The sequence below is a fragment of the Ruegeria sp. CDSB136 genome, from assembly GCF_059610965.1.
Map to the genome: position 1 here is coordinate 160,114 of NZ_JBXWOP010000004.1, position 24,292 is coordinate 184,405.

Below are 24,292 nucleotides of genomic sequence, written 5' to 3' on the forward strand. Positions count from 1 at the left end.
TCCGTCAGATCACGCGGCACGCGCGCGATGCTTTTTCTCTTTTTCAAGCCACGTTTCGGCGAAACGCAGCACATCTTCTTCACTCGTCCGAGGACCCAGCGACACGCGGATCGCGCTTGCGGCCGTCACCTCGTCATATCCCATGGCGGTCAATACGGTGCTGGCCCGAACCTTTCCGCTTGAACAGGCCGAACCCGCGCTGACCGCAAATCCTGACAGATCCATCTGCATGACTTGCGTTTCGCCCTTCCAACCGGGCGACGCGAAACACAATGTGTTTGGAAGGCGCTCATGACCTTTTCCGACAAAAATAGTCGATTTGGAGCCGGCCTCAAGAGCGTTTTCTAGAATATTTCTAAATTCTGCGATTTCATCCCAAACGCCATTGGCCAGGTCCTGCGCGGCTGCTTCAGCTGCAGCCCCGAACCCTGCAATTCCTATGACATTTTCCGTCCCGGACCGACGCCCCATTTCCTGCCCGCCGCCCTTGATCTGGGCCGGCAGATCTGTTCCGCGTTGCATCACAACCGCGCCAACCCCTTTGGGCCCACCCATCTTATGGGCCGAGATCAGGGCCATCTGCACATTCAGCCAGTTGAATGCCACGGGAAGTTTGCCAAAAGCTTGCGTGGCATCCGTTACGGCCAGCCCTGCGGGCAAGGATTGCACGACACCGGTTTCAGAATTGGCCAGCTGCAAGCATGAGTTCTCGGGTTCAAGCACTTTAACTTCACCTGAAGGAAGAACCGACAAATCTTCAACGATCCATGATCTTACGGCATCATGTTCAACTGCTGATCCGTGCAGTCCGCGCCCCGACAACGCCAAAGCAGCGCCTTCTGTGGAGCCAGAAGTAAACACGATGTCGGCCCCATCAGCCCCAAATGCGGCTGCCACCTGAGCGCGTGCGCGTTCAACAAGCGCCTTAGCGGCACGTCCTTCCGCGTGGACAGATGACGGGTTTCCGCAGGCATCCATCGCCGCGATCATCGCGTCGCGCGCCTCGGGCTGCAACGGCGTGGTAGCGTTATGGTCCAGATAAATGCGATTCATAGATGCATCTTTTCCAAGTTAGAAGCACAAGCCGTTTTGCCGCCCGAGATACTCATTTTTTATTCGTCCACAACCGCAAACAGACTGGGAACCGCCGGGCACGGCGCCAGATCGTTCTTGATGACATCCGAGAGACGCGTCTGATGCAGAAACACATAGACATTCGCGCTGAGACTTTCCCACAGGCGGTTGGTCAGGGATTGGGCCCGGCTTCCCGATGAAGCCCCCGAAGCGCCCGCGCCCTTTTGCAGAGCATCCAGGGACTCATCCACTGCGGCCAGAATTTCGACAACGCGGATTTCTGACGCAGGGCGTGCCAGTCGGTAACCGCCCCCCGGTCCGCGAACCGAAGCCACCAGTTCTGCGCGCCGGAGTTTGACGAACAACTGTTCAAGATATGGCAGGGAAATGTCTTGCCGTTCAGAGATTTCACCCAGTGTCACAAGCCCGTCTGTCGGTTGCAAAGCGATATCAGCCAGAGCAACCATTGCGTAGCGGCCTTTGGTCGACAGCTTCATTCACTTTCCTTCGTGGCAAGTTCAGTGCGAAATCATTGACGCCGCCGCTACCAATGCGTATCTCCGTCAGGCAGCGTCATACGCAATGCAACGTAATTAGAACCGTTCTAAGGTGTCCGACGATAACCGTCAAGTATTTCCGGCCGCCAGTAGTACAAAGACAGGACTAAAGCACATATGCCCGAGGTGATCTTTCCCGGACCAGAAGGCCGCCTGGAAGGCCGCTACCACCCGCAAAAGGAAAAAGACGCACCGATCGCCATCGTGTTGCACCCGCATCCTCAATTTGGCGGGACCATGAACAACAAGGTGGTCTATAACCTGCACTACGCGTTCTATAACATGGGCTTCACCGTGTTGCGGTTCAATTTCCGCGGCGTCGGCCGCAGCCAGGGTGAATACGATCAGGGCGTGGGTGAACTGAGCGATGCGGCATCCGCGCTGGATTACCTGCAATCGATGAACAACAACTCCAAGCATTGCTGGGTTGCTGGGTTTTCATTCGGCGCATGGATCGGAATGCAACTGCTAATGCGTCGCCCGGAAATCACCGGTTTCATCAGCGTGTCGCCCCCGGCGAACATGTATGACTTTTCATTCCTGGCGCCCTGCCCGTCTTCGGGCCTGATCATCAACGGCACCTCGGACAGGGTCGCACCGCCGGCCGATACCACTTCGCTTGTCAGCAAGCTGCACGAACAAAAAGGTATCACCATCACGCATACCGAGGTGGAAGGCGCAGACCACTTCTTCCAGGACCGCCATATGGATACGCTGATCGATACCACAACCGACTACGTAAAGCGCCGCCTGACCGAGAACACCCGCTGATGTCGGACACCATCGGCACTCTGGCGGCAAGGCTGGCCGAAGATACGTTGAAGGTTATGGATGAAACCGGCAATGACCGGTTCTTTGTGGAAGTTGGCGAGGTTCTTGCGGCGGCTTCCCAATCATTGGAAGAGGCGTTCCTGACCGAAATCCGGGTCCGCATGGCCGAGCGAAAGGCGCGACAATTCCTGGTCAAACACCTGTCCGCACATCGCTCGAAACTCAAGGCTATTGAAAAACAATGACTGACAGACTGTCCGCACAGATCGCGTTTCTGAAACAAGCGGACAGGCTGAAATCAGTTGATCGGGCAAATACACTGCTGGATCAGTCCCGGCACGAAAACTCAGCGGAACACAGCTGGCATCTGGCATTGTGGGCTTTGGTGATGGTGCCCTTGGCTGAGGAAGATGTCGATATTGATCGCGTCATCCGAATGCTTCTGCTGCACGATCTGGTCGAAATCATCGTTGGCGATCATCCGATCCATCTGGCGACAGATTGGTCAGCGGTGGAGCAGGCAGAACGGGCTGCCGCCGAAACGCTTTTTGGCTTGCTACCGTTCGATCAGACCTCGGAGTTCTTGTCCCTTTGGGCAGAGTTCGAGGCCGATGCGACACCTGATGCCCGTTTCGCCAAAATCCTTGATCGGTGCCAGCCGATGTTTCAGGTGCTCTGCGCACCAAATCCTGACCCCGAACACCTGACCGTTGTGCAGAACAATCTGGATGGTGGACGCGCTGCCTATCTCGAAACCGCATTTCCGTTTGCGTACCGACGGTCCCGGGCAATGCTGGATGGCGCAGACTTGCAAGAAACCGATCCTTTCTGGGACCGACTGCCGTTTCTGGCCGAAACAGATCAGTTGAAAACCGTATACCGTGCCTCGCGTCTTTTGTACGATCCAAGGTTCGAAAACTCGGCCGAGCATTCCTGGCATATCATGCTCTATGCCTGGGTCCTGTCGGAATACTCGGATCCATCTGTGTCAATCGATCGGGTTCTGCGCATGCTGTTACTGCATGATATCGTCGAAATCGACGCCGGTGATCACCCGATCCACGGGCAGGTCGATCACGCCGCGCAGGCCGCCGAGGAAGAAGCCGCAGCCGAACGTCTGTTCGGACTTTTGCCGGCGACACAACGGCAAATGTTCCATTCATTGTGGCGAGAATTTGAAGCGGCGCAAAGCCCGGACGCCCAGTTCGCAAAAGCGGTTGACCGGTTTCAGGCACCTGTTGGAAATCTGGAAACCCAAGGCGGCACCTGGGCCGACTACAACGTCACTTTTGGGCAAATCGAAAAGCGGGTGGGGGTTCCCATTCAACGCGGGGCTCCACGGCTTTGGGGCTGGCTCAGACCCAGAATAGCCGAGTTTTTCGAAGTTACGGCCGGATAAGGGTGCATCAAAAAGAAAAAGGGGCAGAAGCCCCTTTTTCTGGCGTTTCGCGGACACTTAAACCTGTGTACCCTTTAACCGTTCAACAACCTGGGCTGCATCACTGTCGACGGACCCCCCGTCTGCAAGCCACCCTAGCGCCGCTACCAACACCGATAAAATAATGACGGTTCTTGCAAAATTCGTCATGACAAACTCTTCAAACTACTAAACTTAATACAAAAGCTGACATATCACATTCAGACTTCTGCAAATAGTCTGGTAATCCTGACCTTTGGTCACCTTTCGACGTCTACTGTCGTTGCCCCGCATGACAGAATATCCTTGCCGTTTGACAGGTTTTTATGCTCAAGCACACCTGAACATTCGTTGTGAGAGTTTTCCATTGCCCAAAGCCTATCTCTTCCTTCTTGTAGCCGTTTTGTCCGAAACGATCGGAACCACAGCATTGCAGGCCAGCCAGCAGTTTACACGCTTCTGGCCGTCGGTTCTGGTTGTTGTGGGGTATGGGTTCGCCTTTTACTTCATGGCACTGACACTGAAATTCATGCCGGTTGGCGTCGTTTACGCAATCTGGTCCGGGCTTGGAATATTTTTGATAGCCATCATTGGATTCGTGGTGTTCGGCCAAAGGCTGGACTGGCCAGCCGTGATCGGATTGACCTTTATTCTATCCGGAATCCTGATCATTCATCTGTTTTCCAAGACCGCAGGCCACTGAACGCGCGTTAGGGCTGGTATATTTTGTCGCGCCGCGTTATGCGCGCGACAACTTCCAGTTCAAAGGCTGACCTCTCATGGACCTGCGCAATATCGCAATCATCGCTCACGTTGACCACGGCAAGACGACCCTGGTGGATGAGCTGCTCAAACAATCCGGTGCATTCCGGGAAAACCAGGCCGTAGCCGAACGCGCCATGGACAGCAACGACCTGGAACGCGAACGTGGCATCACCATTCTGGCCAAGGCAACCTCGGTCGAATGGAAAGGCACGCGCATCAACATCGTCGACACCCCGGGCCACGCCGATTTCGGTGGCGAGGTTGAGCGTATCCTCAGCATGGTGGATGGCGTCGTCTTGCTGGTTGACGCTGCCGAAGGACCGATGCCGCAGACCAAGTTCGTGACTTCCAAGGCGCTGGCGCTGGGACTGCGTCCCATTGTGGTTCTGAACAAGGTTGATAAGCCGGATGCAGAACCCGACCGGGCTCTGGATGAATGCTTCGACCTGTTTGCCAACCTTGGCGCCGACGATGACCAGCTGGATTTCCCGGCCATGTATGCCTCGGGCCGTTCGGGCTGGGCCGACATGGAACTGGACGGGCCGCGCAAGGACCTGACCGCCCTGTTCGATCTTATCGTTGATCACGTCCCTGCCCCAAAGCAGGCAGAGAAGAAAAACGAACCCTTCCGCATGCTCGCCACCACATTGGGCAGCGACCCCTTCATCGGCCGCATCCTGACCGGTCGCGTGGAAAGTGGCACCCTGAAGGCGGGCGACAGCCTCAAGGCGCTCAGCCGGGACGGTAAATTGATCGAGAACTTCCGCGCGTCCAAAATTCTCGCCTTCCGCGGCCTGAGCCAGCAGCCGATCGATGTGGCCGAAGCCGGCGACATTGTCACCATCGCAGGTATGAGCAAGGCCACCGTGGCGGACTCGCTGGTGTCGCCTCAGGTTGACGAGGCCCTGCCCGCACAACCGATCGACCCGCCGACCATCACAGTGACCTTCGGGATCAACGATTCTCCGCTTGCCGGACGCGACGGGAAAAAGGTCCAGTCTCGAGTGATCCGGGACCGTCTTATGAAAGAAGCCGAGTCCAACGTTGCCATTCGCGTCACCGACACGCCCGGCGGCGAAGCATTCGAGGTCGCAGGCCGCGGCGAATTGCAGATGGGCGTTCTGATTGAGAACATGCGACGTGAAGGGTTCGAACTCAGCATCTCGCGCCCGCAGGTTCTTTTCCGCGAGGAAAACGGACAACGGCTGGAGCCGGTTGAAGAAGTCACCATCGATGTGGATGACGAATATTCCGGAGCCGTAATCGAAAAGGTAACAGGTGCACGTAAAGGTGAACTGGTCGAGATGCGCCCTGCTGGTGCAGGCAAAACCCGCATCATTGCTCATGTCCCCTCTCGTGGTCTCATCGGGTATCATGGCGAATTCCTGACCGACACGCGTGGAACCGGCGTTTTGAACCGCGTCTTCCATGGTTGGGCGGCACACAAAGGCCCTATCCCGGGCCGGCGCGCCGGTGTTCTGATCTCGATGGAAAACGGCCAGGCAGTCGCCTATGCGCTGTGGAACCTCGAAGAGCGTGGCCGCATGTTCGTTGCTCCTCAGACCGACGTGTATCAGGGCATGGTGATCGGTGAGCATTCGCGCGATAACGACCTGGAAGTGAACCCTCTGAAAGGCAAGAAGCTGACCAACGTGCGCGCCAGCGGTTCGGACGACGCCGTGCGTCTGACGCCGCATGTACAGTTTTCTCTGGAAGAGGCGATTGCCTATATCGACGATGACGAACTGGTCGAAGTCACCCCCAACGCGGTCCGCCTGCGTAAGCGTTTTCTGGACCCGCATGAGCGTAAACGTATGGCAAAATCAGCCTGATCAACTGCAGGCTGCACATGTCCGACACGGAAACAATGGCGATTGTGTGGCATTTTTGCTTCCAACAAAGATTAAAACTAAAAAGCGGAAACTTGGGCAAATTGCCCGGTTTCCTTTGAAAAGAATAACGACTCTCCCTTAAATTGCATTAATTCGCAATCGCTCCCCCAAACTACATCTTGTGGTTTGGTTTTTATCAAGGTGTATTTGCGTCAATTGTGTGATGCTCTTCATACGCGCCTTGAACTAGACGGTGCTTATGATCGGCATGGTTGAGTAAAAAGTACCAAGGAGTGCAACATGGGAACCCTGTCCCGCAACTTTCCGATTTACCTCGTGGCGACTGCTTTCTTAGTCGTTTCGGCTGACGTGTCTTTCGCTGCCGGTGTGTGCGACGTAAAAACTGCGCGCCAGTCCGGCGCATCATCTCAAGTCTTGTGCGAATGTGATGCGGTTACGAGTAGAATGATACGTTATGTCCAACGTCGCGCCGATTTCGACAAGATCGTGGCACGACTTGGCGCTGAGTGTGCGCCTCTGGCTGCACTGCTTACGGATTTTCCAACAGCGTCTACCGGAACCTCAAATCAAAGATCCGGGGACGGTCACCCAGATGAAAACCGCGATACCGGTACTCCCGGCGGAGAAAGCTCGGGCGGCGGAGTTGAAGCGACCGGTCCAAGTGGTGGTCCAGAAACCACAGGAGTAGGAACTCCCGGTGGTGAGCAGCCGGGTGGTGAACAGCCCGGCGGTGAGCAGCCAGGTGGTGAAGAGCCAGGTGGTGAAGAGCCGGGTGGTGAAGAACCAGGCGGTGAAGAACCAGGCGGTGAAGAACCAGGCGGTGAAGAACCAGGCGGTGAAGAAGAGCCAACTTGAGGAACCACGGAAGTTACGGCCAGACGTCCGGGTTTGATCCTAGATAGCACAGTTAGCAGCGCACACGTAGCTCTTCGTGTTTTGAAACCTACCTGAAAAACATGGGTGCAAAGAATTTGCACCCATGCAACGTTTCTCAGCAACTCAAATACGATGCGTTGGGCTCAGCTATGACCGTAAACACCCACCCAGTGGCTAGGTCGTTTTGGGTCCTGCATGCGAAGAAACAGGTACCGCGTCGCTGTCCAGTGCTTGATCCGGTTTGTGAGGTTGTCCAATACCAAATCGCCGTTGGCTGAACGATAAACCAGAACTGCATGCGGCCCCCGGCGTCTGTCCAATACTGTAGCGATTAGCAGTTTGCTTGGATCTACCCCTGCGTGGATCAAATCTCTTTTCTTCAGCAGGGCAAAGTCTTCGCAATCACCGCCTCTTGCCGTTGGCAGTGCCCATTTCTCGCGGGTGTTATACTGGGACTGATCGGTCACTTCGCGGGTCGAGTTATTCACGCGCCGATTAACCTGCTCCACAACCTTCAATTCCTGTTGACTGGACATGGATACAGAACGTTTTCCTACACAGGCCCAATTATATTGACTGCAAAGATTGATGGCGCCGGAAGGTGGCGGTGAAGATGCGACACTTGGAATAAAGCCGCCCTCGGATGCGTGTGCTGTCGGGGCCGCGACAAACGTGCAGATACTCAAGATGCAAACGGTCGTGACGCCCGCCGATATTGGGAAAACTCTGGTGCGGAAGCGCTTCGCAAGTGTAATAAATAGTGACATTCCTACACCCCAATCCTGTGTTTTTTGCACGATCGCGCATTAAACAGGGCCGCACTCCGTCTTGCGAAACGACCTGCGAACATCCCAGCTTGGGCAATCACTTTAAAAAATTGGACAGAAAAAAGGGCGAAAATTCGATCTTCAATCTGACTTTTTCGCGCTAGAAATTAGATGGCGCGGTCACAATTGCGGCGCGAAACCCTTAAGACTGCGCAACTCCATATGATTAAGGTATTGTTATTATTAACTAAAAAAGCGCGACCCGCATAGGCGGGCCGCGCTTTTGAAATGGATTGTGGCATAGGCTGAAGATTGCCGATCTGTCGCCGTATCCTAGAGAAATCTACAAGACGAGCTTTGTAACCTGACAGTTACTCAGTGATTTCAACCACAACCAGCTCGCGCTCGCTCGCCTCACGGGCATGATTCAGCGCTTGCTGGTAGTCGTCCGAGTTGTAGCACTCGACCGCTGATTCTAGTGACGGGAAGCGGGCGACAACATTGCGAGGACGCTCTTTGCCTTCCAGTTGAACGTAACGCGCAGCACGGGCAATAAACTCACCCCCGTGCTTGGCGATGGCTGGGCCGGCCAACTCGGCGTATTTTCCATATGCCTCGGCATCAGTCACTGTTACGTGCGCAATCCAGAGTGCAGCCATTTTATCCTCCCAATACCTGTTCCGCAGCCTTGATCGCCGCATCCGAATTCGAGGCATCCTTGCCTCCGCCCTGCGCCATATCCGGACGGCCACCGCCGCCCTTTCCGCCCAGTTCAGCCACGGCAGCCCGCACCAAGTCGACTGCGGAGATTCGATCCGTCAGATCCTGCGTGACACCCGCCGCAACGGCCGCCTTGCCGCCGGCGTCGGCGATCAGCAGCACCGCCCCTGACCCGAGGCGGGTTTTGTGTTCATCAATCAGCGACGGAAGATCTTTCCCGGAAACGCCGCTCAAGGCCTGAGCCAGGAATTTGACGCCGTTCACCTGCTTGGCCTCTGCGCCACCGCCGGTCGACGGACCAGCCATGGCAAGATCACGGCGCAATTGAGCGACCTCATTTTGCAAGGACTTTCGTTCATCCAGCAGGGACTTCACACGCCCCACAACATCGTCAGGCTGAGCCTTCAGTTCCAACGCGATCTGGGCGACGCGGTGATCCTGTGCCGACAGATATCGGAACGCTTCATCCCCGGTCAGGGCTTCGATCCGGCGTACACCCGCACTACTGGCACTGTCACCAAGCACAACGAATGTGCCGATGTCCCCAGTCTGGCGCACATGCGTTCCGCCACACAGTTCGATCGACCAGGTTTCCCCGTCGCTGCCTTTGCCAGTCGGCGCCTTGCCCATCGACACCACGCGGACTTCATCGCCATATTTTTCGCCGAACAATGCCTGCGCGCCAAGTTCGCGCGCATCGTCGGGCGTCATGATCCGCGTTTCGACGGCCGAGTTCTGGCGAATGAAATCATTCACCTCTCGTTCGACTTTTTTAACCTCTTCCAGTGTCAGAGCCTTGGAATGGCTGAAGTCGAACCGCAGCCGATCCGCTGCGTTGAGCGAGCCGCGTTGCGCCACATGATCGCCCAGCGTTTCGCGCAAAGCCTCATGCAGCAGGTGCGTGGCCGAATGGTTCGCGCGAATTGCCGTGCGGCGGACGTGATCGACCTCAAGTTCGACTGCGTCGCTCTTGGAAAGCGTACCTTGATCCACGGTCACCTTGTGGGCGTAGACTTTGCCGTCGGCGAATTTCCTGGTATCTTCGACAAACGCCACATCATCACGGTCCTCCAGACGGCGAATTTCGCCTGTGTCGCCGACCTGGCCACCGGCCTCGCCATAGAATGGCGTCTGGTTTACAACGACCCAGCCGCTGCCGCCCTGCCCGATGGTGTCGACCAATGAACCATCAACAATCAGCGCAGCGATCTGACCTTCGGCCTTTTCGGTGTCGTATCCCAGAAAATCCGTAGCCCCGGCAGCATCGAGAACATCGAACCACACAGCCTGATCCGCCGATTCTCCGGACCCGGCCCAGGCGGCGCGCGCCTTGGCCTTCTGTTCGGCCATGGCCGCATCGAAACCGTCGGTATCGACTGTCCGACCCTTTTCGCGCAGCGCGTCCTGCGTCAGGTCAAGTGGAAAGCCATAGGTGTCATAAAGTTTGAACGCCGCATCGCCGGGCAGCGGTGCGCCTTCAGGCAGTCCGGACATCTCGTCGTCCAGCAACTTCAATCCGCGGTCCAGGGTTTGCTTGAAACGGGTTTCTTCAAGCAGCAAAGATTCCTCGATCAGCGATTGCGCCTGCCCCAGTTCGGTGTATTGCGCGCCCATCAGTTGGACCAGCGTAGGCACAAGGCGGTGCATAACCGGGTCCTTGGCGCCCAGCAGATGGGCATGCCGCATGGCCCGGCGCATAATTCGGCGAAGAACATATCCACGCCCGTCGTTTGAAGGCATTACGCCATCGGCAATCAGGAACGAGGTCGACCGCAGGTGATCCGCTATAACGCGGTGATGCACGTTCTGGTCACCGTACGGATCCACGCCGGTTGCCTCCGCGGACGCTTCGATCAGCGTCTTGAACAAGTCGGTGTCATAGTTGTCGTGGCTGCCCTGCAGAAGCGCACCAATCCGTTCCAGCCCCATGCCCGTGTCGATCGACTGCATGTCGAGTTCAACCATCGAACCGTCTTCGAACTGTTCGTTCTGCATGAAAACGATGTTCCAGATTTCGATAAACCGGTCACCGTCTTCCTCGGCCGAACCCGGAGGGCCACCCCAGATGTGATCGCCGTGGTCATAGAAAATCTCAGTGCACGGGCCGCACGGGCCAGTCGGCCCCATCTGCCAGAAGTTGTCATTGGTTGCGATGCGGATTATCCGGTCTTCGGGCACACCGACCTTTTTCCAAATCTCAAACGCCTCGTCATCGGTGTGATACACCGTTGCCAGCAAACGGCTTTTGTCGATCCCAAATTCCTTGGTGATCAACTCCCACGCAAAAGGGATTGCATCATTCTTGAAGTAATCGCCGAATGAAAAGTTCCCAAGCATCTCAAAGAACGTGTGATGCCGCGCGGTGTATCCCACATTGTCCAGATCGTTGTGCTTGCCGCCCGCACGCACACATTTCTGCGCAGTTGTAGCACGCTGATAATCGCGGGCTTCAACTCCGGTGAACAGGTTTTTGAACTGCACCATGCCCGAGTTGACAAACATCAGTGTCGGGTCGTTGCGTGGAACCAGTGGACTGGATGCCACCACTTCGTGCCCCTGTTTTGCAAAGTAGTTCAGGAAGGTGGATCGGATATCGTTCAGCGTGGGCATAAGGCTCTCTCAGCGCGCAATCATCTTGGTCTGCGAAGGTTTAGCCCCGTGCCCTCGCAGTGTCCACAGCATTGGTTTGGCGGAACGAAACAAGGCGACCCCGGAGGACCGCCCTGTTCCGTGCTTTCTACATCCTTCTGAAAGGAACCGTGGGATTTCTGTCGTTCGCTCCGGCGCGACGATTACGCTTCGAGAATATCATCCTCGTCCGCATTGGGGGGCATTTCGAAATCCAAGCCGTGAGCCGCCCGTATCTTATCCTCGATATCCAGGGCCACACGGGCGTTGTCACGCAGGAACTGCTTGGCGTTTTCTCGGCCCTGCCCGATCCGTTCGTCGCCATAGCTGAACCACGAACCCGACTTTTCGACCACACCGGCTTTGACGCCGAGGTCCAGCAATTCACCCATCTTGCTGATGCCTTCGCCATACATGATGTCGAATTCAACCTGCTTGAAGGGCGGCGCCACCTTGTTCTTCACGACCTTGACGCGGGTCTGGTTGCCAACCACTTCGTCACGATCCTTGATCGCGCCAATACGGCGAATATCCAGACGGACCGAGCTGTAGAATTTCAGCGCGTTACCACCAGTGGTGGTTTCCGGGCTGCCAAACATGACGCCGATCTTCATGCGAATCTGGTTGATGAAGATCACCATGCACTTCGAACGACTGATCGAGCCGGTCAGTTTACGCATTGCCTGGCTCATCAGGCGGGCCTGCACGCCGACACTGCTGTCGCCCATGTCGCCTTCGAGTTCCGACTTCGGCGTCAGTGCCGCAACCGAATCGACGACAACCATGTTCACGGCCCCTGATCGTACCAGCGTATCGGTGATCTCAAGCGCCTGCTCGCCGGTGTCAGGCTGCGAGATCAGTAGCTCATCAAGGTCGACTCCCAGCTTACGGGCATATTGCGGATCCAGCGCGTGTTCGGCATCCACAAACGCACAGACACCACCGCGCTTTTGCTGTTCGGCAATGCAGTGAAGGGTCAGCGTGGTCTTGCCCGAGCTTTCTGGGCCGTAGATTTCCACGATCCGGCCCATCGGAAGACCGCCAATACCCAACGCGATGTCCAGTCCCAGCGATCCGGTTGAGCTTGCTTCGATGTCCTGCCTGGCGTCTTCGCCCAGCTTCATGATCGACCCTTTGCCGAACTGGCGTTCGATCTGGGCCAGGGCGCTGTCCAGCGCCTTTTGCTTGTCTGCGTTTTTCTTGTCGCTCATCGTCAGAAGATCCGCCATTGTCCTGTCGCTTTCCCTTTTGTCACACCCTTGAACGGGCGGCAATCGCTGCTTTGTTCGCCTCTTGTTCCTTATGGGACCAAAAGTAGAACATTTCAACAAAAACTTATGTAACTCACTGTTCCGGAATTGTGTTAAAGATCCGTTTACGCCAATCTGCGTCAAAGCCGAACGTAAGAAGGACGCAGGTAAATGCTTGTTTTTTATAAAGAACGACTGGCTTTTTTGTCTGTCCCCAAAACCGGCAGCACCGCCTATCACACCGCCCTCCGGGATCATGCGGATATCGTCGTCACTGGCCCGCCTGAACTCAAACATGCGCCCGTTCGCCGCTACGATCGCTTTTTTCAGCACATTTTCCGCAAAGTGTTCGATACCGAGATGGAAATCATGGCCGTTGTACGCGAACCCGTAGATTGGCTGGGCAGTTGGTACAGGTTTCGCAGCCGCCAGGATCGCGTTGGTCATCCGCACTCAACACGTGGCCTGACTTTTGATGAGTTCGTGCAAGCCTACATGCAAGTTCCGCGACCTGAGTTTGCGGATGTCGGCAGTCAAAGCCAGTTCTTTCGCACCCGCAGCAATGGTTTCGGCGCACGTCACGTTTTCAAATACGAGCATCAGGACAAAATTCTGGACTTTCTTCAGGACCGTCTGAGCGTCAAAATTGATCTGCAGTGGGAGAATGTGTCTCCTCCTGGCGACCTGGCCCTGTCAGAAGAAACCGAACAGATGTTCCGCAACATACATGGCGCCGAGTTCGCCCTGCATGACTCCGCGCTGTAAGTCGTTCAATTCAGTTGCTGGAAGACCGCTTCAGTCAACTGATTCAACGAAAACGGCTTGGGCAGGAAGGTCGATCTGGCGATTTCGGGACCTGAACCGCTGAACGCGCCTTCGGTATAACCTGACATGAAGATCACGCTGACATCGGGCCGGGTTTCCATCGCTTTGCGCACCCACGTCGGACCGTCCAATCCCGGCATGACGACATCGGTTACGAATGCGTCGACTTTCAGAGTGGAATCTTCGAGCAGGCGCAAAGCTTCTTCTCCGGAATCCGCCTCGAGCACCTTGTACCCCTTCAACCTCAATGCGCGCGTGGCAAAAGCGCGAACGGGCGCTTCGTCCTCGACCAGCAAGACGACTCCGTCACCCTGTTTTGCATTTTGCGGAATCCGACTATCCTGCTGCGCTAGCACTGGCTCAGCCGGGGCAACCGAAACCGGCAGAAATACAGTGAACTCGGTTCCGAAGCCCTGCGCGCTGTCGACAAAGATGAAGCCGCCGGTCTGTTTTACGATTCCGTAAACAGTCGACAGGCCCAATCCGGTGCCTTCGCCAGTTCTTTTGGTTGTGTAAAACGGCTCAAAAACCTTTTGCAGCTTGTCTGCTGCAATTCCGACACCGCTGTCGATCACCTTGACCGTCACATACTCACCCGGCGGAACGGTCGCCCGGTCCCGCCTAAGCGGCTGGGCCATCTCGATCACTTCAGTTTCAATCCGGATTTCACCGCCTTCTGGCATCGCGTCCCGCGCATTGACCACCAGGTTCATAAACACCTGCTCAAGTTGCCGCTTGTCTGCCCGAACTGGCTTGAGCACCGGATCATGGCTGAGCGTCAATCGGATTTTTTCCCCGACAAGACGGTTCAGAAGATGGATGAGATCGGAAATCGTGTCGCGCAGATCCAACGCTTCGGGTCTGAGGGTTTGTTTGCGGGAAAATGCCAACAACTGGCTGACAAGCGCCGCAGCGCGATTGGCGTTCTGGTTGATCTGAACAAGATCACCGTAGTTCGGATCATTCTGATCGTGCCTCAATAACAGCAAGTCACAGTGACCCGAGATCGCCGTCAGAAGGTTGTTGAAGTCATGCGCAACGCCACCGGCCAGTTGTCCGACCGCCTGCATTTTTTGCCCCTGCACAAACTGGGCTTCAAGCGTCTTCAGTTCGGTCGCGTCGTTCAGAACCGCAATCAGGCAAACCTGCCCTTCATGCAGGACACGGCTAAGTGTAACCTGGATAAAGATATCCTTGTCCTTCCGCGTCAGTTTCAGGAACTCGGAACGCGGGCCATCCTCACCGGCGACCGTGCGTGACAGCCAATCGGGAACCGGCTGCCCCAGCCCCTGCATGATTGCGACGACATTGGTCACACCGGGCTCAATATCTCCGATCAGTTTGTTGGCCAATATGTTGGCTTCAAGAATGCATCCGTCAGGAGAGAGACAAAGAACCGGCACAGGCAAATCCGAGAATGTCATCCGGGTCCGGCTTTTGGGCGCGATTTTCAGCGGCAAAAGGGCAAGATCGCGCACCATACCCGATCGCGAAACCTGAACAAACGTTCCAGGGACAGCGCCCTCACCTGTCTTGATCTGCAGAATGCTGCCCGGCTCGGGAACGTCACCGGCAATGGCCTGATCCAACGTTTCGGGTTGTCCCCCCAACAGTGCCTGCGCAGCGCTATTGGCTTGCAGAACGGATCCGTTTCTACCTTCCGTCAGAACTGGAATATCCAAACCTTCCCAACGCGAACTTTCGTCCAATCCGAACCGCCAACAGTACAACCCATTGCCAAAGCCAAAAACGCTGACAGGGATGGTCGAACCCAGCGTCACGGCATCCTCGCGCGCACGGCCATTTTGGGCGACCTTCGATTGCAGCCGCAACAAGAGTGCTGCGGGGTTGGCAAAGACAGATCGCAGACAATGGTCGAGACGCTGCCCCTGCGTTGCACCAAACCGCCTGACGGCTGCCTGGTTGATGATCTGAATATTACCCTGACTGTCCGCGATCAGACATGGGGACAAGTCATTTTCAACAAACGCCGCCATAACGGATTTTGCGTTTCTTGCGCACCTGTCCGCCAACTGCCCGCGAAATAAGACAATACTTCCAGCAGCTGCCAAAGATCCGCCAACAACAATCAACCCAATCGACCATTCAGACGGAATCGCGTTTAGAAACGGTGCAAAGCACAATCCCAGCGCAACCAAGGCCAGCGCCAACAGGCGCGATACGTAAGGTGTGTGACGAACGGAAGGATCAGGAAAAAACTCAGTGGTGTCAGACATAAACGACTCGGAATGTTGGATACCGAGTATGACGGACCCAATACGGTTAATTCCCGCTTAACATAACATCAATGCAGGACTCTCTCGTTTAGGTTGTTAATGCTCCGTTTCTTGTCGCGTCAAGTGTGCCGTAAAAAACCCATCCGTTCCGTGTGTCACCTGCCATGACTTCTGAAACGCTAGGCGCCAATCCGGGTGCATTGTCTGAAACGCGTTCACAATTGCCTCGTTTTCGTCGACAAGCATAGAACACGTCGCATAAGCCAGCAGCCCGCCTGAATGGGCCAGTTGTGAAATCTGCTCGAGTATTTGTGCTTGAATGACGCAAAGATCCTGCAACTTTGCTTCGGTCAACGCCCATTTTCCAGCCGGTGCCCTGCGCCAAGATCCGCTGCCGGAACATGGCGCGTCCGCCAAGACGACGTCAAATGGGGCTTGCCGCAGGATGTCGTCAGCGGACAGTCGCTCGACGTTGACCCCTGCCCGTTCTGCCCGTGTTGGAATATCCTGCATCCGGGCTTCATTGATATCATGGGCATAAACCTGAACTCCGGGCCGGGCCGCCAATGCCAGTGCTTTTCCCCCGCCGCCTGCGCAATAGTCCAGCACGCGCATTCCGGGTTCAAGGTCGATCGATGCGGCGACTGCCTGACTCGCGGCATCCTGCAATTCGACCATCCCGGACGCAAATGCCCGGTTTTGCGAGATTCTGCGGGCACCCTCGATCACCTCAAGCGCAGTGTCGCAGGCCGGGTGCGGTCTGGTCAGGATGTCGTCCGACTCAAGCACTCGAACAGCCTCAGTCACATCGGACTTGACCAGATTAACACGCAATTGAACGGGGGCCCGGGACTGCAGGGCGTGGGCGGCAGGAATTGCATCCTCACCCAAAGAGGCGCTGAACCTTGGCCAAAGCCATTCCGGGATGTCAAATTCCTCAGCTTTCGAGGAAAAACCCCGGCTTGTCTCGTGTTCGGCAACAGGGGGAGGTGCATGGCGTGCACCGGAAAACAACCCGGCGATATCCTCGCCCTTGGCACGCGCCGACCCGATCATCAGACCCCGACCGGTTTCAGATCCGCCCAGTGCCGAAAACGAGCGCTTGCAGCGCAGGCCGTCAAACACGTGATCCCGCACCCCTGCCCGATCTTTCGAGCCTGCAAACCTGCTGCGCCGGGCCCATCCGGTCAATGCTTTTTCGACCGGTGCGCCATCCAGAATCTCATCCAGTATTTCGATGGCGGCCTGAATGCGGGCGGCAGGGGTCATAAGGCAACTCCGTCGTCAAACGAATGGTCGGAACAGATCATCGCAAAAACCAAAACGGCGCCCGGTAAAGGGCGCCACTTGTTGAACCATCGCAATTACATAACGCGATAATTTGGGCTTTCACGCGTGATCTGGACGTCGTGAACGTGGCTTTCCTTCAGCCCCGCGCCAGTAATTTTCACAAAGGTGCAGTTGCGGCGCATTTCTTCAACCGAAGCACACCCGGTATAGCCCATTGCGGCACGCAGCCCGCCCACAAGCTGATGCACGACAGCGCTGGCCGAACCTTTGTAGGGCACCTGCCCTTCGATCCCTTCAGGCACCAATTTGTCGTTGGCGGCGTCCTTCTGGAAATACCGGTCGGCTGAACCACGTGCCATTGCACCAAGGCTGCCCATCCCCCGATAGGATTTGAAAGAGCGTCCCTGATACAGGATCACCTCGCCGGGGCTTTCGTCGGTACCTGCAATCATCGAACCGACCATGGCGCAGGATGCGCCGGCTGCAATCGCCTTTGCGAAATCGCCGGAAAACTTGATACCGCCATCTGCGATCACCGGAACCTCGCCAGCGGCGGCGGCACAATCCATGATGGCCGTCAACTGCGGCACGCCGACCCCTGCGACCATCCGTGTCGTGCAGATCGACCCCGGACCGATCCCAACCTTTATGGCATCGGCCCCCGCGTCGATCAGTGCCTTGGTTGCCTCACCTGTCGCGACATTTCCCGCGATAATCTGGACTTCATTCGACAGGGCCTTAACGCGCTTTACGGCATCAAGAACGCCCTGTGAATGCCCATGCGCCGTATCTACGACGATGATGTCCGCGCCCGAGTCAATCAGCTCTCCGGAACGCTCGAAACCCGCATCTCCGACCGAGGTTGCGGCTGCAACCCGCAAGCGACCCAGATGATCCTTGCACGCCGTGGGGTTCAGAACGGCCTGCTCGGTGTCTTTCAGTGTCAGAAGGCCCGTCAGCTTGCCACTGCCATCAACAACCAGAAGCTTCTCGATCCGGCGCGCACGCATAAGGCTCTTGGCCTCTTCCAGGTCCGCAGGCTCTTTCAGCATGGCCAGATTGTCCGATGTCATCATCATGTGAATCGGAGTGTCCTCGGACGTAGCAAACCGCATGTCGCGGTTGGTCACGATACCAACAACGCGGCCATCGCCATCGACTACCGGAAATCCGGTGAAATTGTAGCGCTGGACCAACGCCTTGGCGTCCGCAAGCGTCTGATCCGCCCGCAGGGTTACGGGGTTGTACACGATGCCGGATTCAAACCGTTTGACACGCCGAACCTCGCGGGACTGTTCCTCGACTGACAGGTTCTTGTGAATGACGCCAATTCCGCCCGCCTGTGCCATTGCAATGGCCATACGCGCCTCGGTCACGGTGTCCATGGCCGAACTGAGCAATGGGATGTTCATGCTGATGTTGCGCGTCACACGCGTGGTTGTATCCGCCGTCGCAGGAAGGACACTGGATGCCCCCGGAACCAGAAGAACATCGTCAAAGGTGAGTGCCTCACGAATCTGCATTTGCTAACCCCATGCAAAACCCCGTTTGACGGCGACCCTATTGCACGGATTCAGCCCAAGGGAAAGCCCCGCGTGCCAATAGTTTGCCCCGGTTGGCGGGCGCTCTGGTAAAAAACGACGCAAGCTGCGCAAAACGTGCCGCTGAATGCCCTTTCCCTTTGCGCGCAAACTCATATCTTGCCCGGCATACGCGCGAACACAAAAGGCAGGCCTTCTATGACCACCGACCCACTTGTCGTCTTTACCCCATCGGGCAAACGCGGGCATTTCCCCGTCGGCACTCCGATCCTGACAGCGGCCCGCCAGTTGGGTGTGGACCTCGATTCGGTCTGCGGCGGGCGTGGCATCTGTTCCAAATGCCAGATCACACCCAGCTATGGTGAGTTTCCCAAGCACGGCGTCACCGTGTCCGACGGCGCGCTAAGCGAATGGAACGCGGTCGAGCAACGCTATGACGACAAGCGTGGCCTGAAACCCGGTCGCCGTCTGGGGTGCCAGGCATCGGTCCAGGGCGATGTGGTGATTGATGTCCCACCCGAAAGCCAGGTCCACCGTCAGGTTGTTCGCAAGGCAGCCGCCGCCCGCGCCATCATAATGGACCCCGCGACGCGCCTGTATTTCGTGGTGGTCGAGGAACCGGACATGCACTCTCCTACCGGCGATCTGGAGCGGTTGGAACGGTCCCTGCGTGAACAGTGGAAGATCGACGCCGTGACAGCAGACCTGTCGCTGATGTCCAAGCTTCAGCCTGTGCTGCGCAAGGGAAAGTGGGAAGTCACGGTCGCCGTCCACAAGGGCCACAACGATAGCGTCGCGCGTATCGTCGAAATCTGGCCGGGTCTGCACGAAAGCGGCCTTTACGGCCTTGCCATCGACTTGGGTTCGACCACCATCGCCGCGCACCTGACCGATCTGGAAACGGGCGAGGTCAAGGCGTCCTCGGGCCTGATGAACCCTCAGATACGCTTTGGCGAAGACCTGATGAGCCGGGTTTCCTATTCGATGATGAACCCAGGCGGCGATCGGGAGATGACGAAAGCCGTGCGCGAGGCGATCAATGACCTGACTACCTCGATCGCGGACGAGGCCGGGATCGACGCGGCCCTGATCGTGGAAACCGTGTTTGTCTGCAACCCGGTCATGCACCACCTGCTGCTTGGCCTTGATCCGGTCGAACTGGGACAGGCGCCGTTCGCACTGGCCACATCCGAAAGCATGTCCCTGCCTTCCCGCGAGATGGATCTGACCAACATGAACCCGCGCGCCCAGGTCTATATCCTGCCTTGTATCGCAGGCCATGTAGGCGCGGATTGCGCTGCGGTCGCGCTGTCGGAAGAACCCGGCAAATCCGAAGATCTGGTCCTGATCGTGGATGTCGGCACCAATGCGGAAATCCTTTTGGGCAATACCAGCCGTGTGCTGGCCTGCTCGTCGCCGACCGGTCCTGCTTTTGAGGGTGCCCAGATCAGTTCCGGCCAGCGCGCCGCCCCCGGTGCCATCGAACGCATTGAAATCGATCCCATCACCAAGGAACCCCGCTTCCGGATCATTGGATCGGAAAAATGGTCCGACGAAGACGGTTTCGATCTGGATGTTGCCACAACCGGCATCACCGGCATTTGCGGTTCCGGCATCATCGAGGCCGTGGCCGAGATGCGCATTGCAGGACTGTTGGACGAAGGCGGCCTGATCGGATCGGCCGAACAGACCGGCACGCCGCGCTGCATCCCCGAAGGGCGGACGCATTCGTACCTAATCCACGACGCCAGTGCCGATGGCGGCCCGCGCATTACTGTAACCCAGGGCGATATCCGGGCAATCCAACTGGCGAAATCGGCGCTCTATGCCGGTGCACGCCTTTTGATGGACGAAATGAAGGTCGACAAGGTCGACCGCGTGGTGCTGGCCGGTGCCTTTGGCGCGCATATCTCGACCAAACATGCGATGGTATTGGGAATGATCCCGGATGCGCCGCTGGAAAAGGTTTCCAGCGCAGGTAACGCCGCCGGGACCGGCGCGCGCATTGCATTGTGCAACATCTCATCCCGGTCCGAAATCGAACGGGTTGTGCGCGAAATCACCAAGATCGAAACCGCTATCGAGCCGAAATTCCAGGATCATTTCGTCGCCGCCAACGCGATCCCGCACAAAACAGATCCGTTCCCGGAGCTGGCGCAAGTTGTCACCCTGCCTTCGCCCTCGTTCAACACAGGTGGCGGAGATGACGAAAAATCTGGCCGCCGCCGCCGCCGGAGGTCATAATCCGGCCATTGACAGGGGGCCGACATGACCACAGCAAATGAGGAGCAAGCTGAGTATTGGGGAAAATCGGTTCTTGGGGCCAAATGGTTGATCCACGAGGACCAGCTTGACCATCTACTTGCGCCAGTTCTTGGTCTTGTGCTGGAGCGCGCAGCGCTGAAGCCGGGAATGCGGGTGTTGGACATCGGTTGCGGAACCGGTGCCAGCACAATTGCTTCGGCGCAAGAAGTCGGTCGGAATGGCCGCGTTCTGGCTGCCGATTTCTCACAACCCTTCGCCCATCGCACGCGCGAACGTTCCTTAGATCTGGGGCTGACGCAAGTTGAGGTCGAATGCGCGGACGTTCAGACTTTTGGATTTTCCGAAGGGACGCAGGACGCCGTGATTTCCCGTTTTGGCGTGATGTTCTTCGAGGACCCGGTCGCCGCATTCGCGAATATGGCACGTGCTCTGAAACCCGGCGGGCAGATGACGTTTGCAGCATGGGGGGCATTGTCGGACAACCCCTGGTTCAAGCTGCCTCACATAGCGGCCACAAATCAGCTTGGCCAACCCCCAAAAGTAGATCGCTATGCGCCCGGCCCCCTGGCCTTCCACGATATCGAACATGTGACAGATATGATGTCGCACGCCGGACTGTGCGACGTTCGCGGTGAAACCGTGTCCCTGTTCCTTCACGGGCCGGACACGCTTGAGGAAACTGCGGCACTGTGTATGCGCGTCGGCCCGGCCTCGCGGGTCATTTCTCATTTTGGCGCCTCAGACGAAGATATCGAAGCGATCCGGACCGCAGTCGCCGAAGCTTTCTCGACGTACGCCACAGATGATGGCATCCGCATCCCTGCTGCCATCAACCTGTTCCAGGCCCGCCGGGCCACTTGAAGGCCCGAGGATCGAATCCGGGGCAACGCGCAGCATATTGCTTGTGAACTTAGTGCCCTGACTGACAACGCAAACGGGCGATACCAGCGGGCCTGTCGTTTCACGATAACCGGAACATTTCTACTGTGAACGCTCAGCCAAATATCTACCTAGTTACGACATCTAGGACACTGAAGCGGTATCCACTCAGCCCTGAGAACGATCCGGCGTAGTGAGCATGGCGACCTACCGGACGCGTATTGTGCCGCGGCGAACAAAACCGATGGCCCCGTGTTCACGGTTCCCAATGGTCGCGGACAGGCAAGCAGTATAAGGCTGGCATTTTTCAACTGTCCTCCGAGCTCCGAACCGTCCGTCAAAGCAGTTTGCGACGCATCCCGGCTGCTCACTTGTCTTTGATCAGCATTTTTTATAACCTCTTCTCGTGTATTGTTAGATAATTAGAGACTGTGCCCAACGTCTTTTTTTTGCTCTTGTTTCAATAATGTAGAGCATAGCGCAATGACCGTTTTGGGGGTTGCTTATGTCAAAGGTTGGCGACACGAGTACGCTACCTGAAGTTGCTGGTGATGGCGGTGATGACGCGTCACAAATTCATGATTTTCTGCAGTCAGAAGAATGGCAGCAGAAGATTGAAAACGCGCGGAAACAGCGGAAGAAAAAACTTGCGGAACTTGATGGGAACCGCAATGAAAATTCGGGCCGCAAACCTGATCAATCGGGAAAGGATCACTCAACCAAAAGGGTGAATGACTCCGGACCACAGCACTTGTGGGACAGGCTGGAAGAAGCGCGCAGGCGAAGGCAGGCGGTGCTTGCGCGTCCCTCGGCTGAAGCCGAAAAGCATGCGCCAAGTGAGTCGGACGTCGGTGGTGGTGAGCAAGTCGGCTATGGTGCTGGAAGAGCAACTGCCGCGCCTCCTGAAGTCCTGCAAAAGAAAACAAGCTCAGCGGCATCCGGTCAAAAAAGACATCAACAGCTTGCGCCCAGTATTGCGTCTTTGAATGGCGCAAGTTCAGAAAGAAACAGTGGCTTTGAACGTTTGTTTCCGGTTGGGGATGTTCCCGCCAAAGACGACGAAACGAGTATCGAACTTGAGAGTCGTGTTCGCTCGCCCTTAAGTGCAGGCCAGCCGGTCGAAGATGCCGCTGAAAACATTCGCAGAAAGCTTAGTTTCCGCTGGCCCAAACAACAACAACCGCACAGAGGCCGATTTACTTCAATAGCCATTGGGTGTGGAATTGGTGTCGTATTTTCATTTTCGACAATGTTTTTATTGGCCCGGTGGGAATCAAATAGTGGAGAAAAATCATTCGCTTCCAGCAACTTGGATGTGGACACTTCCAGGACCACTACACTGCCGGAAAAGAGTTCTACGCAATCAACCAGTTTGCAAATAAAGGGGCCAGAATTCCCGCCACGTCTGATGGTTCGGTCGTTGACACAATCGGATGCGTCACCGAATGCGACTTCCTTCGGAAAAATTTTTGCAACGAATGAAAGCTCAAGCATAATCGCGTCTGCTCCACTCCCCATGAAGGAGATGTCATCTGATCCCAAGCTGTTCGAAGCAATGCTTCCACCGGTCGCTCCTTCGCTTCGTCCGGATCTGCTGACCCTTGAGACGCCAAAGCGGCCAACCGGAACTCCCGCCACACAGAATCCACAAAGTGCCTTCCCGAATTCTGCTTGGTCACACGATCAATTAGCGCAAGCGTCGTTAAATTTCAGAACGTCGATCATTTTGCCTGATGTTTCTGCGATCTTCGACAGTTTGAAAGCTGTTGTCGCAAATGCGACTGATCCAGGCTCAAGCGCTCCTGAGATTTCAGTCGAGCTGGTCTCATTGGTCTATGCCGAAGACCAACCTTCAACGCTGAAACAAGCTGTAGCGTTTCGGTCTGCACCGAGCGAAACAGAATTTGCACTGAAAAGCCTTGATAATCTACCGAAATTTAACCTCGTCATTCCAGGCAAGGTAAGTCCGCCGGACGCGCCTGATTCAAATGATCGAACAGGAATTGATCTAAGAGAGCTTTCAAAAGCCCCCTTACCAAGAACAGAAGAAGTGTCGCCAAAATCAATTGCCAGACTGCATGACAATTTGGAACCACCTTTAACGTCGTCTGAGACGACAGATGGCGCAGCAAAGCCGCGTGAGGACACTGAATCAGCGGAAGAGATTGCCAGCAGCGGCGGCGCAGAATTTAAGCTGTTTATACCAAACAGCCTTGGCGCACGGACAGTGAACTCAGTGGTCAATAACCTCGTAGCGGCAGGTCATGAGTTAAGTGGAACAGCGCGCGTTGGCTTTGGGGTTAAACAATCCAACGTCCGGTTCTATCACAAGGAAGATGCCGCTCAGGCAACAGCGCTTGCGGAAGATGCCGGTGCTTTGTTGCGCGATTTCACGGGCTCTAAGTCCAAGACGCAAAACGGCGTCGTGGAATTATGGTTGGCCGGCAATAGTGCTACGAAATCCAAAGTGAAAAAGGTTCGTCGCAGCGCTTCTGCGACAGATCAAGTCGATCAGCTAAAAAGGCAAGTTTTGAGCAAACTAAAAACGGCGACAAACCAATGAATACCGGCCAGTTT

General features: G+C 56.3%; 19 protein-coding genes. 10 read left to right on the top strand and 9 right to left on the bottom strand.

Features of this window, described 5'->3' with window-relative positions:
• Positions 1–9: 9 nt before the first annotated feature.
• Positions 10–1,053 (bottom strand): cysteine desulfurase family protein, encoded by a 1,044-nt coding sequence (locus AC2FIR_RS06325; protein WP_496744055.1) that lies wholly within the window; start codon positions 1,051–1,053, stop codon positions 10–12.
• 59 nt (positions 1,054–1,112) lie between these two features.
• Positions 1,113–1,571: a Fe-S cluster assembly transcriptional regulator IscR gene (gene iscR, locus AC2FIR_RS06330; protein WP_170614997.1), complete on the bottom strand. Its 459-nt coding sequence runs from the start codon at positions 1,569–1,571 to the stop codon at positions 1,113–1,115.
• A gap of 177 nt (positions 1,572–1,748) precedes the next feature.
• Between iscR and AC2FIR_RS06335 the strand changes: the two genes are divergently transcribed.
• The 6 genes from AC2FIR_RS06335 to AC2FIR_RS06360 all read left to right on the top strand — a co-directional run bounded on the left by AC2FIR_RS06335 (position 1,749) and on the right by AC2FIR_RS06360 (position 7,292).
• Positions 1,749–2,402, top strand: coding sequence for an alpha/beta hydrolase (locus AC2FIR_RS06335; protein ID WP_170614996.1), 654 nt, complete (start codon positions 1,749–1,751; stop codon positions 2,400–2,402).
• Complete coding sequence (locus AC2FIR_RS06340) at positions 2,402–2,647, top strand: hypothetical protein (RefSeq protein ID WP_170614995.1); 246 nt, start codon at positions 2,402–2,404, stop codon at positions 2,645–2,647. Before AC2FIR_RS06335 ends, AC2FIR_RS06340 begins: the two co-directional genes overlap by 1 nt.
• Positions 2,644–3,801 (top strand): HD domain-containing protein, encoded by a 1,158-nt coding sequence (locus AC2FIR_RS06345; RefSeq protein ID WP_170614994.1) that lies wholly within the window; start codon positions 2,644–2,646, stop codon positions 3,799–3,801. Before AC2FIR_RS06340 ends, AC2FIR_RS06345 begins: the two co-directional genes overlap by 4 nt.
• 385 nt (positions 3,802–4,186) lie before the next feature.
• Positions 4,187–4,522: a DMT family transporter gene (locus tag AC2FIR_RS06350; RefSeq protein ID WP_321252898.1), complete on the top strand. Its 336-nt coding sequence runs from the start codon at positions 4,187–4,189 to the stop codon at positions 4,520–4,522.
• A gap of 76 nt (positions 4,523–4,598) precedes the next feature.
• Entirely contained in the window at positions 4,599–6,416 is a 1,818-nt protein-coding gene (gene typA, locus AC2FIR_RS06355) for a translational GTPase TypA (protein ID WP_170614992.1), read from the top strand.
• Positions 6,417–6,881: 465 nt separating this feature from the next.
• Positions 6,882–7,292: a hypothetical protein gene (locus AC2FIR_RS06360; protein ID WP_496744053.1), complete on the top strand. Its 411-nt coding sequence runs from the start codon at positions 6,882–6,884 to the stop codon at positions 7,290–7,292.
• Between the two features lie 164 nt (positions 7,293–7,456).
• Here AC2FIR_RS06360 and AC2FIR_RS06365 read toward each other — a convergent pair whose 3' ends face one another.
• The 4 genes from AC2FIR_RS06365 to recA form a co-directional block, all read right to left on the bottom strand.
• Positions 7,457–8,080: a transglutaminase-like cysteine peptidase gene (locus tag AC2FIR_RS06365; RefSeq protein ID WP_496762052.1), complete on the bottom strand. Its 624-nt coding sequence runs from the start codon at positions 8,078–8,080 to the stop codon at positions 7,457–7,459.
• A 371-nt stretch (positions 8,081–8,451) separates the two neighbouring features.
• A complete protein-coding gene (locus AC2FIR_RS06370) occupies positions 8,452–8,739 on the bottom strand; it encodes a DUF1330 domain-containing protein (RefSeq protein WP_170614990.1) in 288 nt (95 codons plus the stop codon).
• A 1-nt stretch (position 8,740) separates the two neighbouring features.
• The gene (gene alaS / locus AC2FIR_RS06375) at positions 8,741–11,410 is read right to left on the bottom strand and encodes an alanine--tRNA ligase (protein WP_496762054.1); all 2,670 of its coding nucleotides are present in this window, start codon (positions 11,408–11,410) and stop codon (positions 8,741–8,743) included.
• A 182-nt stretch (positions 11,411–11,592) separates the two neighbouring features.
• Positions 11,593–12,657, bottom strand: coding sequence for a recombinase RecA (recA, locus tag AC2FIR_RS06380; protein WP_170614988.1), 1,065 nt, complete (start codon positions 12,655–12,657; stop codon positions 11,593–11,595).
• 192 nt (positions 12,658–12,849) lie between these two features.
• Between recA and AC2FIR_RS06385 the strand changes: the two genes are divergently transcribed.
• Complete coding sequence (locus AC2FIR_RS06385) at positions 12,850–13,443, top strand: sulfotransferase family 2 domain-containing protein (protein WP_170614987.1); 594 nt, start codon at positions 12,850–12,852, stop codon at positions 13,441–13,443.
• Positions 13,444–13,448: 5 nt separating this feature from the next.
• Here the strand turns inward: AC2FIR_RS06385 and AC2FIR_RS06390 are convergent, their stop codons facing one another.
• The 3 genes from AC2FIR_RS06390 to guaB all read right to left on the bottom strand — a co-directional run bounded on the left by AC2FIR_RS06390 (position 13,449) and on the right by guaB (position 18,553).
• Entirely contained in the window at positions 13,449–15,740 is a 2,292-nt protein-coding gene (locus AC2FIR_RS06390) for an ATP-binding protein (protein ID WP_496762057.1), read from the bottom strand.
• A gap of 96 nt (positions 15,741–15,836) precedes the next feature.
• Positions 15,837–17,009 (bottom strand): RsmB/NOP family class I SAM-dependent RNA methyltransferase, encoded by a 1,173-nt coding sequence (locus tag AC2FIR_RS06395; RefSeq protein WP_496744045.1) that lies wholly within the window; start codon positions 17,007–17,009, stop codon positions 15,837–15,839.
• A 95-nt stretch (positions 17,010–17,104) separates the two neighbouring features.
• The gene (gene guaB, locus AC2FIR_RS06400) at positions 17,105–18,553 is read right to left on the bottom strand and encodes an IMP dehydrogenase (protein ID WP_170614984.1); all 1,449 of its coding nucleotides are present in this window, start codon (positions 18,551–18,553) and stop codon (positions 17,105–17,107) included.
• A 216-nt stretch (positions 18,554–18,769) separates the two neighbouring features.
• Between guaB and AC2FIR_RS06405 the strand changes: the two genes are divergently transcribed.
• The 3 genes from AC2FIR_RS06405 (at position 18,770) to AC2FIR_RS06415 (ending at position 24,278) form a co-directional block, all read left to right on the top strand.
• Positions 18,770–20,815, top strand: coding sequence for an ASKHA domain-containing protein (locus AC2FIR_RS06405; RefSeq protein WP_496744043.1), 2,046 nt, complete (start codon positions 18,770–18,772; stop codon positions 20,813–20,815).
• Positions 20,816–20,839: 24 nt separating this feature from the next.
• Positions 20,840–21,697, top strand: a complete 858-nt coding sequence (locus AC2FIR_RS06410) for a class I SAM-dependent methyltransferase (RefSeq protein ID WP_496744041.1) — start codon at positions 20,840–20,842, stop codon at positions 21,695–21,697.
• A 523-nt stretch (positions 21,698–22,220) separates the two neighbouring features.
• Positions 22,221–24,278, top strand: coding sequence for a hypothetical protein (locus AC2FIR_RS06415; protein ID WP_496744040.1), 2,058 nt, complete (start codon positions 22,221–22,223; stop codon positions 24,276–24,278).
• Positions 24,279–24,292 lie beyond the last annotated feature (14 nt).

What these genes read in the sequence shown, in the direction of transcription:
- AC2FIR_RS06325 (WP_496744055.1), bottom strand. Translation starts at nt 1,053, where the DNA reads ATGAATCGCATTTATCTGGACCATAACGCTACCACGCCGTTGCAGCCC.
- iscR (WP_170614997.1), bottom strand. Translation starts at nt 1,571, where the DNA reads ATGAAGCTGTCGACCAAAGGCCGCTACGCAATGGTTGCTCTGGCTGAT.
- AC2FIR_RS06335 (WP_170614996.1), top strand. Translation starts at nt 1,749, where the DNA reads ATGCCCGAGGTGATCTTTCCCGGACCAGAAGGCCGCCTGGAAGGCCGC.
- AC2FIR_RS06340 (WP_170614995.1), top strand. Translation starts at nt 2,402, where the DNA reads ATGTCGGACACCATCGGCACTCTGGCGGCAAGGCTGGCCGAAGATACG.
- AC2FIR_RS06345 (WP_170614994.1), top strand. Translation starts at nt 2,644, where the DNA reads ATGACTGACAGACTGTCCGCACAGATCGCGTTTCTGAAACAAGCGGAC.
- typA (WP_170614992.1), top strand. Translation starts at nt 4,599, where the DNA reads ATGGACCTGCGCAATATCGCAATCATCGCTCACGTTGACCACGGCAAG.
- AC2FIR_RS06360 (WP_496744053.1), top strand. Translation starts at nt 6,882, where the DNA reads ATGATACGTTATGTCCAACGTCGCGCCGATTTCGACAAGATCGTGGCA.
- AC2FIR_RS06365 (WP_496762052.1), bottom strand. Translation starts at nt 8,080, where the DNA reads ATGTCACTATTTATTACACTTGCGAAGCGCTTCCGCACCAGAGTTTTC.
- AC2FIR_RS06370 (WP_170614990.1), bottom strand. Translation starts at nt 8,739, where the DNA reads ATGGCTGCACTCTGGATTGCGCACGTAACAGTGACTGATGCCGAGGCA.
- alaS (WP_496762054.1), bottom strand. Translation starts at nt 11,410, where the DNA reads ATGCCCACGCTGAACGATATCCGATCCACCTTCCTGAACTACTTTGCA.
- recA (WP_170614988.1), bottom strand. Translation starts at nt 12,657, where the DNA reads ATGGCGGATCTTCTGACGATGAGCGACAAGAAAAACGCAGACAAGCAA.
- AC2FIR_RS06385 (WP_170614987.1), top strand. Translation starts at nt 12,850, where the DNA reads ATGCTTGTTTTTTATAAAGAACGACTGGCTTTTTTGTCTGTCCCCAAA.
- AC2FIR_RS06390 (WP_496762057.1), bottom strand. Translation starts at nt 15,740, where the DNA reads ATGTCTGACACCACTGAGTTTTTTCCTGATCCTTCCGTTCGTCACACA.
- AC2FIR_RS06395 (WP_496744045.1), bottom strand. Translation starts at nt 17,009, where the DNA reads ATGACCCCTGCCGCCCGCATTCAGGCCGCCATCGAAATACTGGATGAG.
- guaB (WP_170614984.1), bottom strand. Translation starts at nt 18,553, where the DNA reads ATGCAGATTCGTGAGGCACTCACCTTTGACGATGTTCTTCTGGTTCCG.
- AC2FIR_RS06405 (WP_496744043.1), top strand. Translation starts at nt 18,770, where the DNA reads ATGACCACCGACCCACTTGTCGTCTTTACCCCATCGGGCAAACGCGGG.
- AC2FIR_RS06410 (WP_496744041.1), top strand. Translation starts at nt 20,840, where the DNA reads ATGACCACAGCAAATGAGGAGCAAGCTGAGTATTGGGGAAAATCGGTT.
- AC2FIR_RS06415 (WP_496744040.1), top strand. Translation starts at nt 22,221, where the DNA reads ATGTCAAAGGTTGGCGACACGAGTACGCTACCTGAAGTTGCTGGTGAT.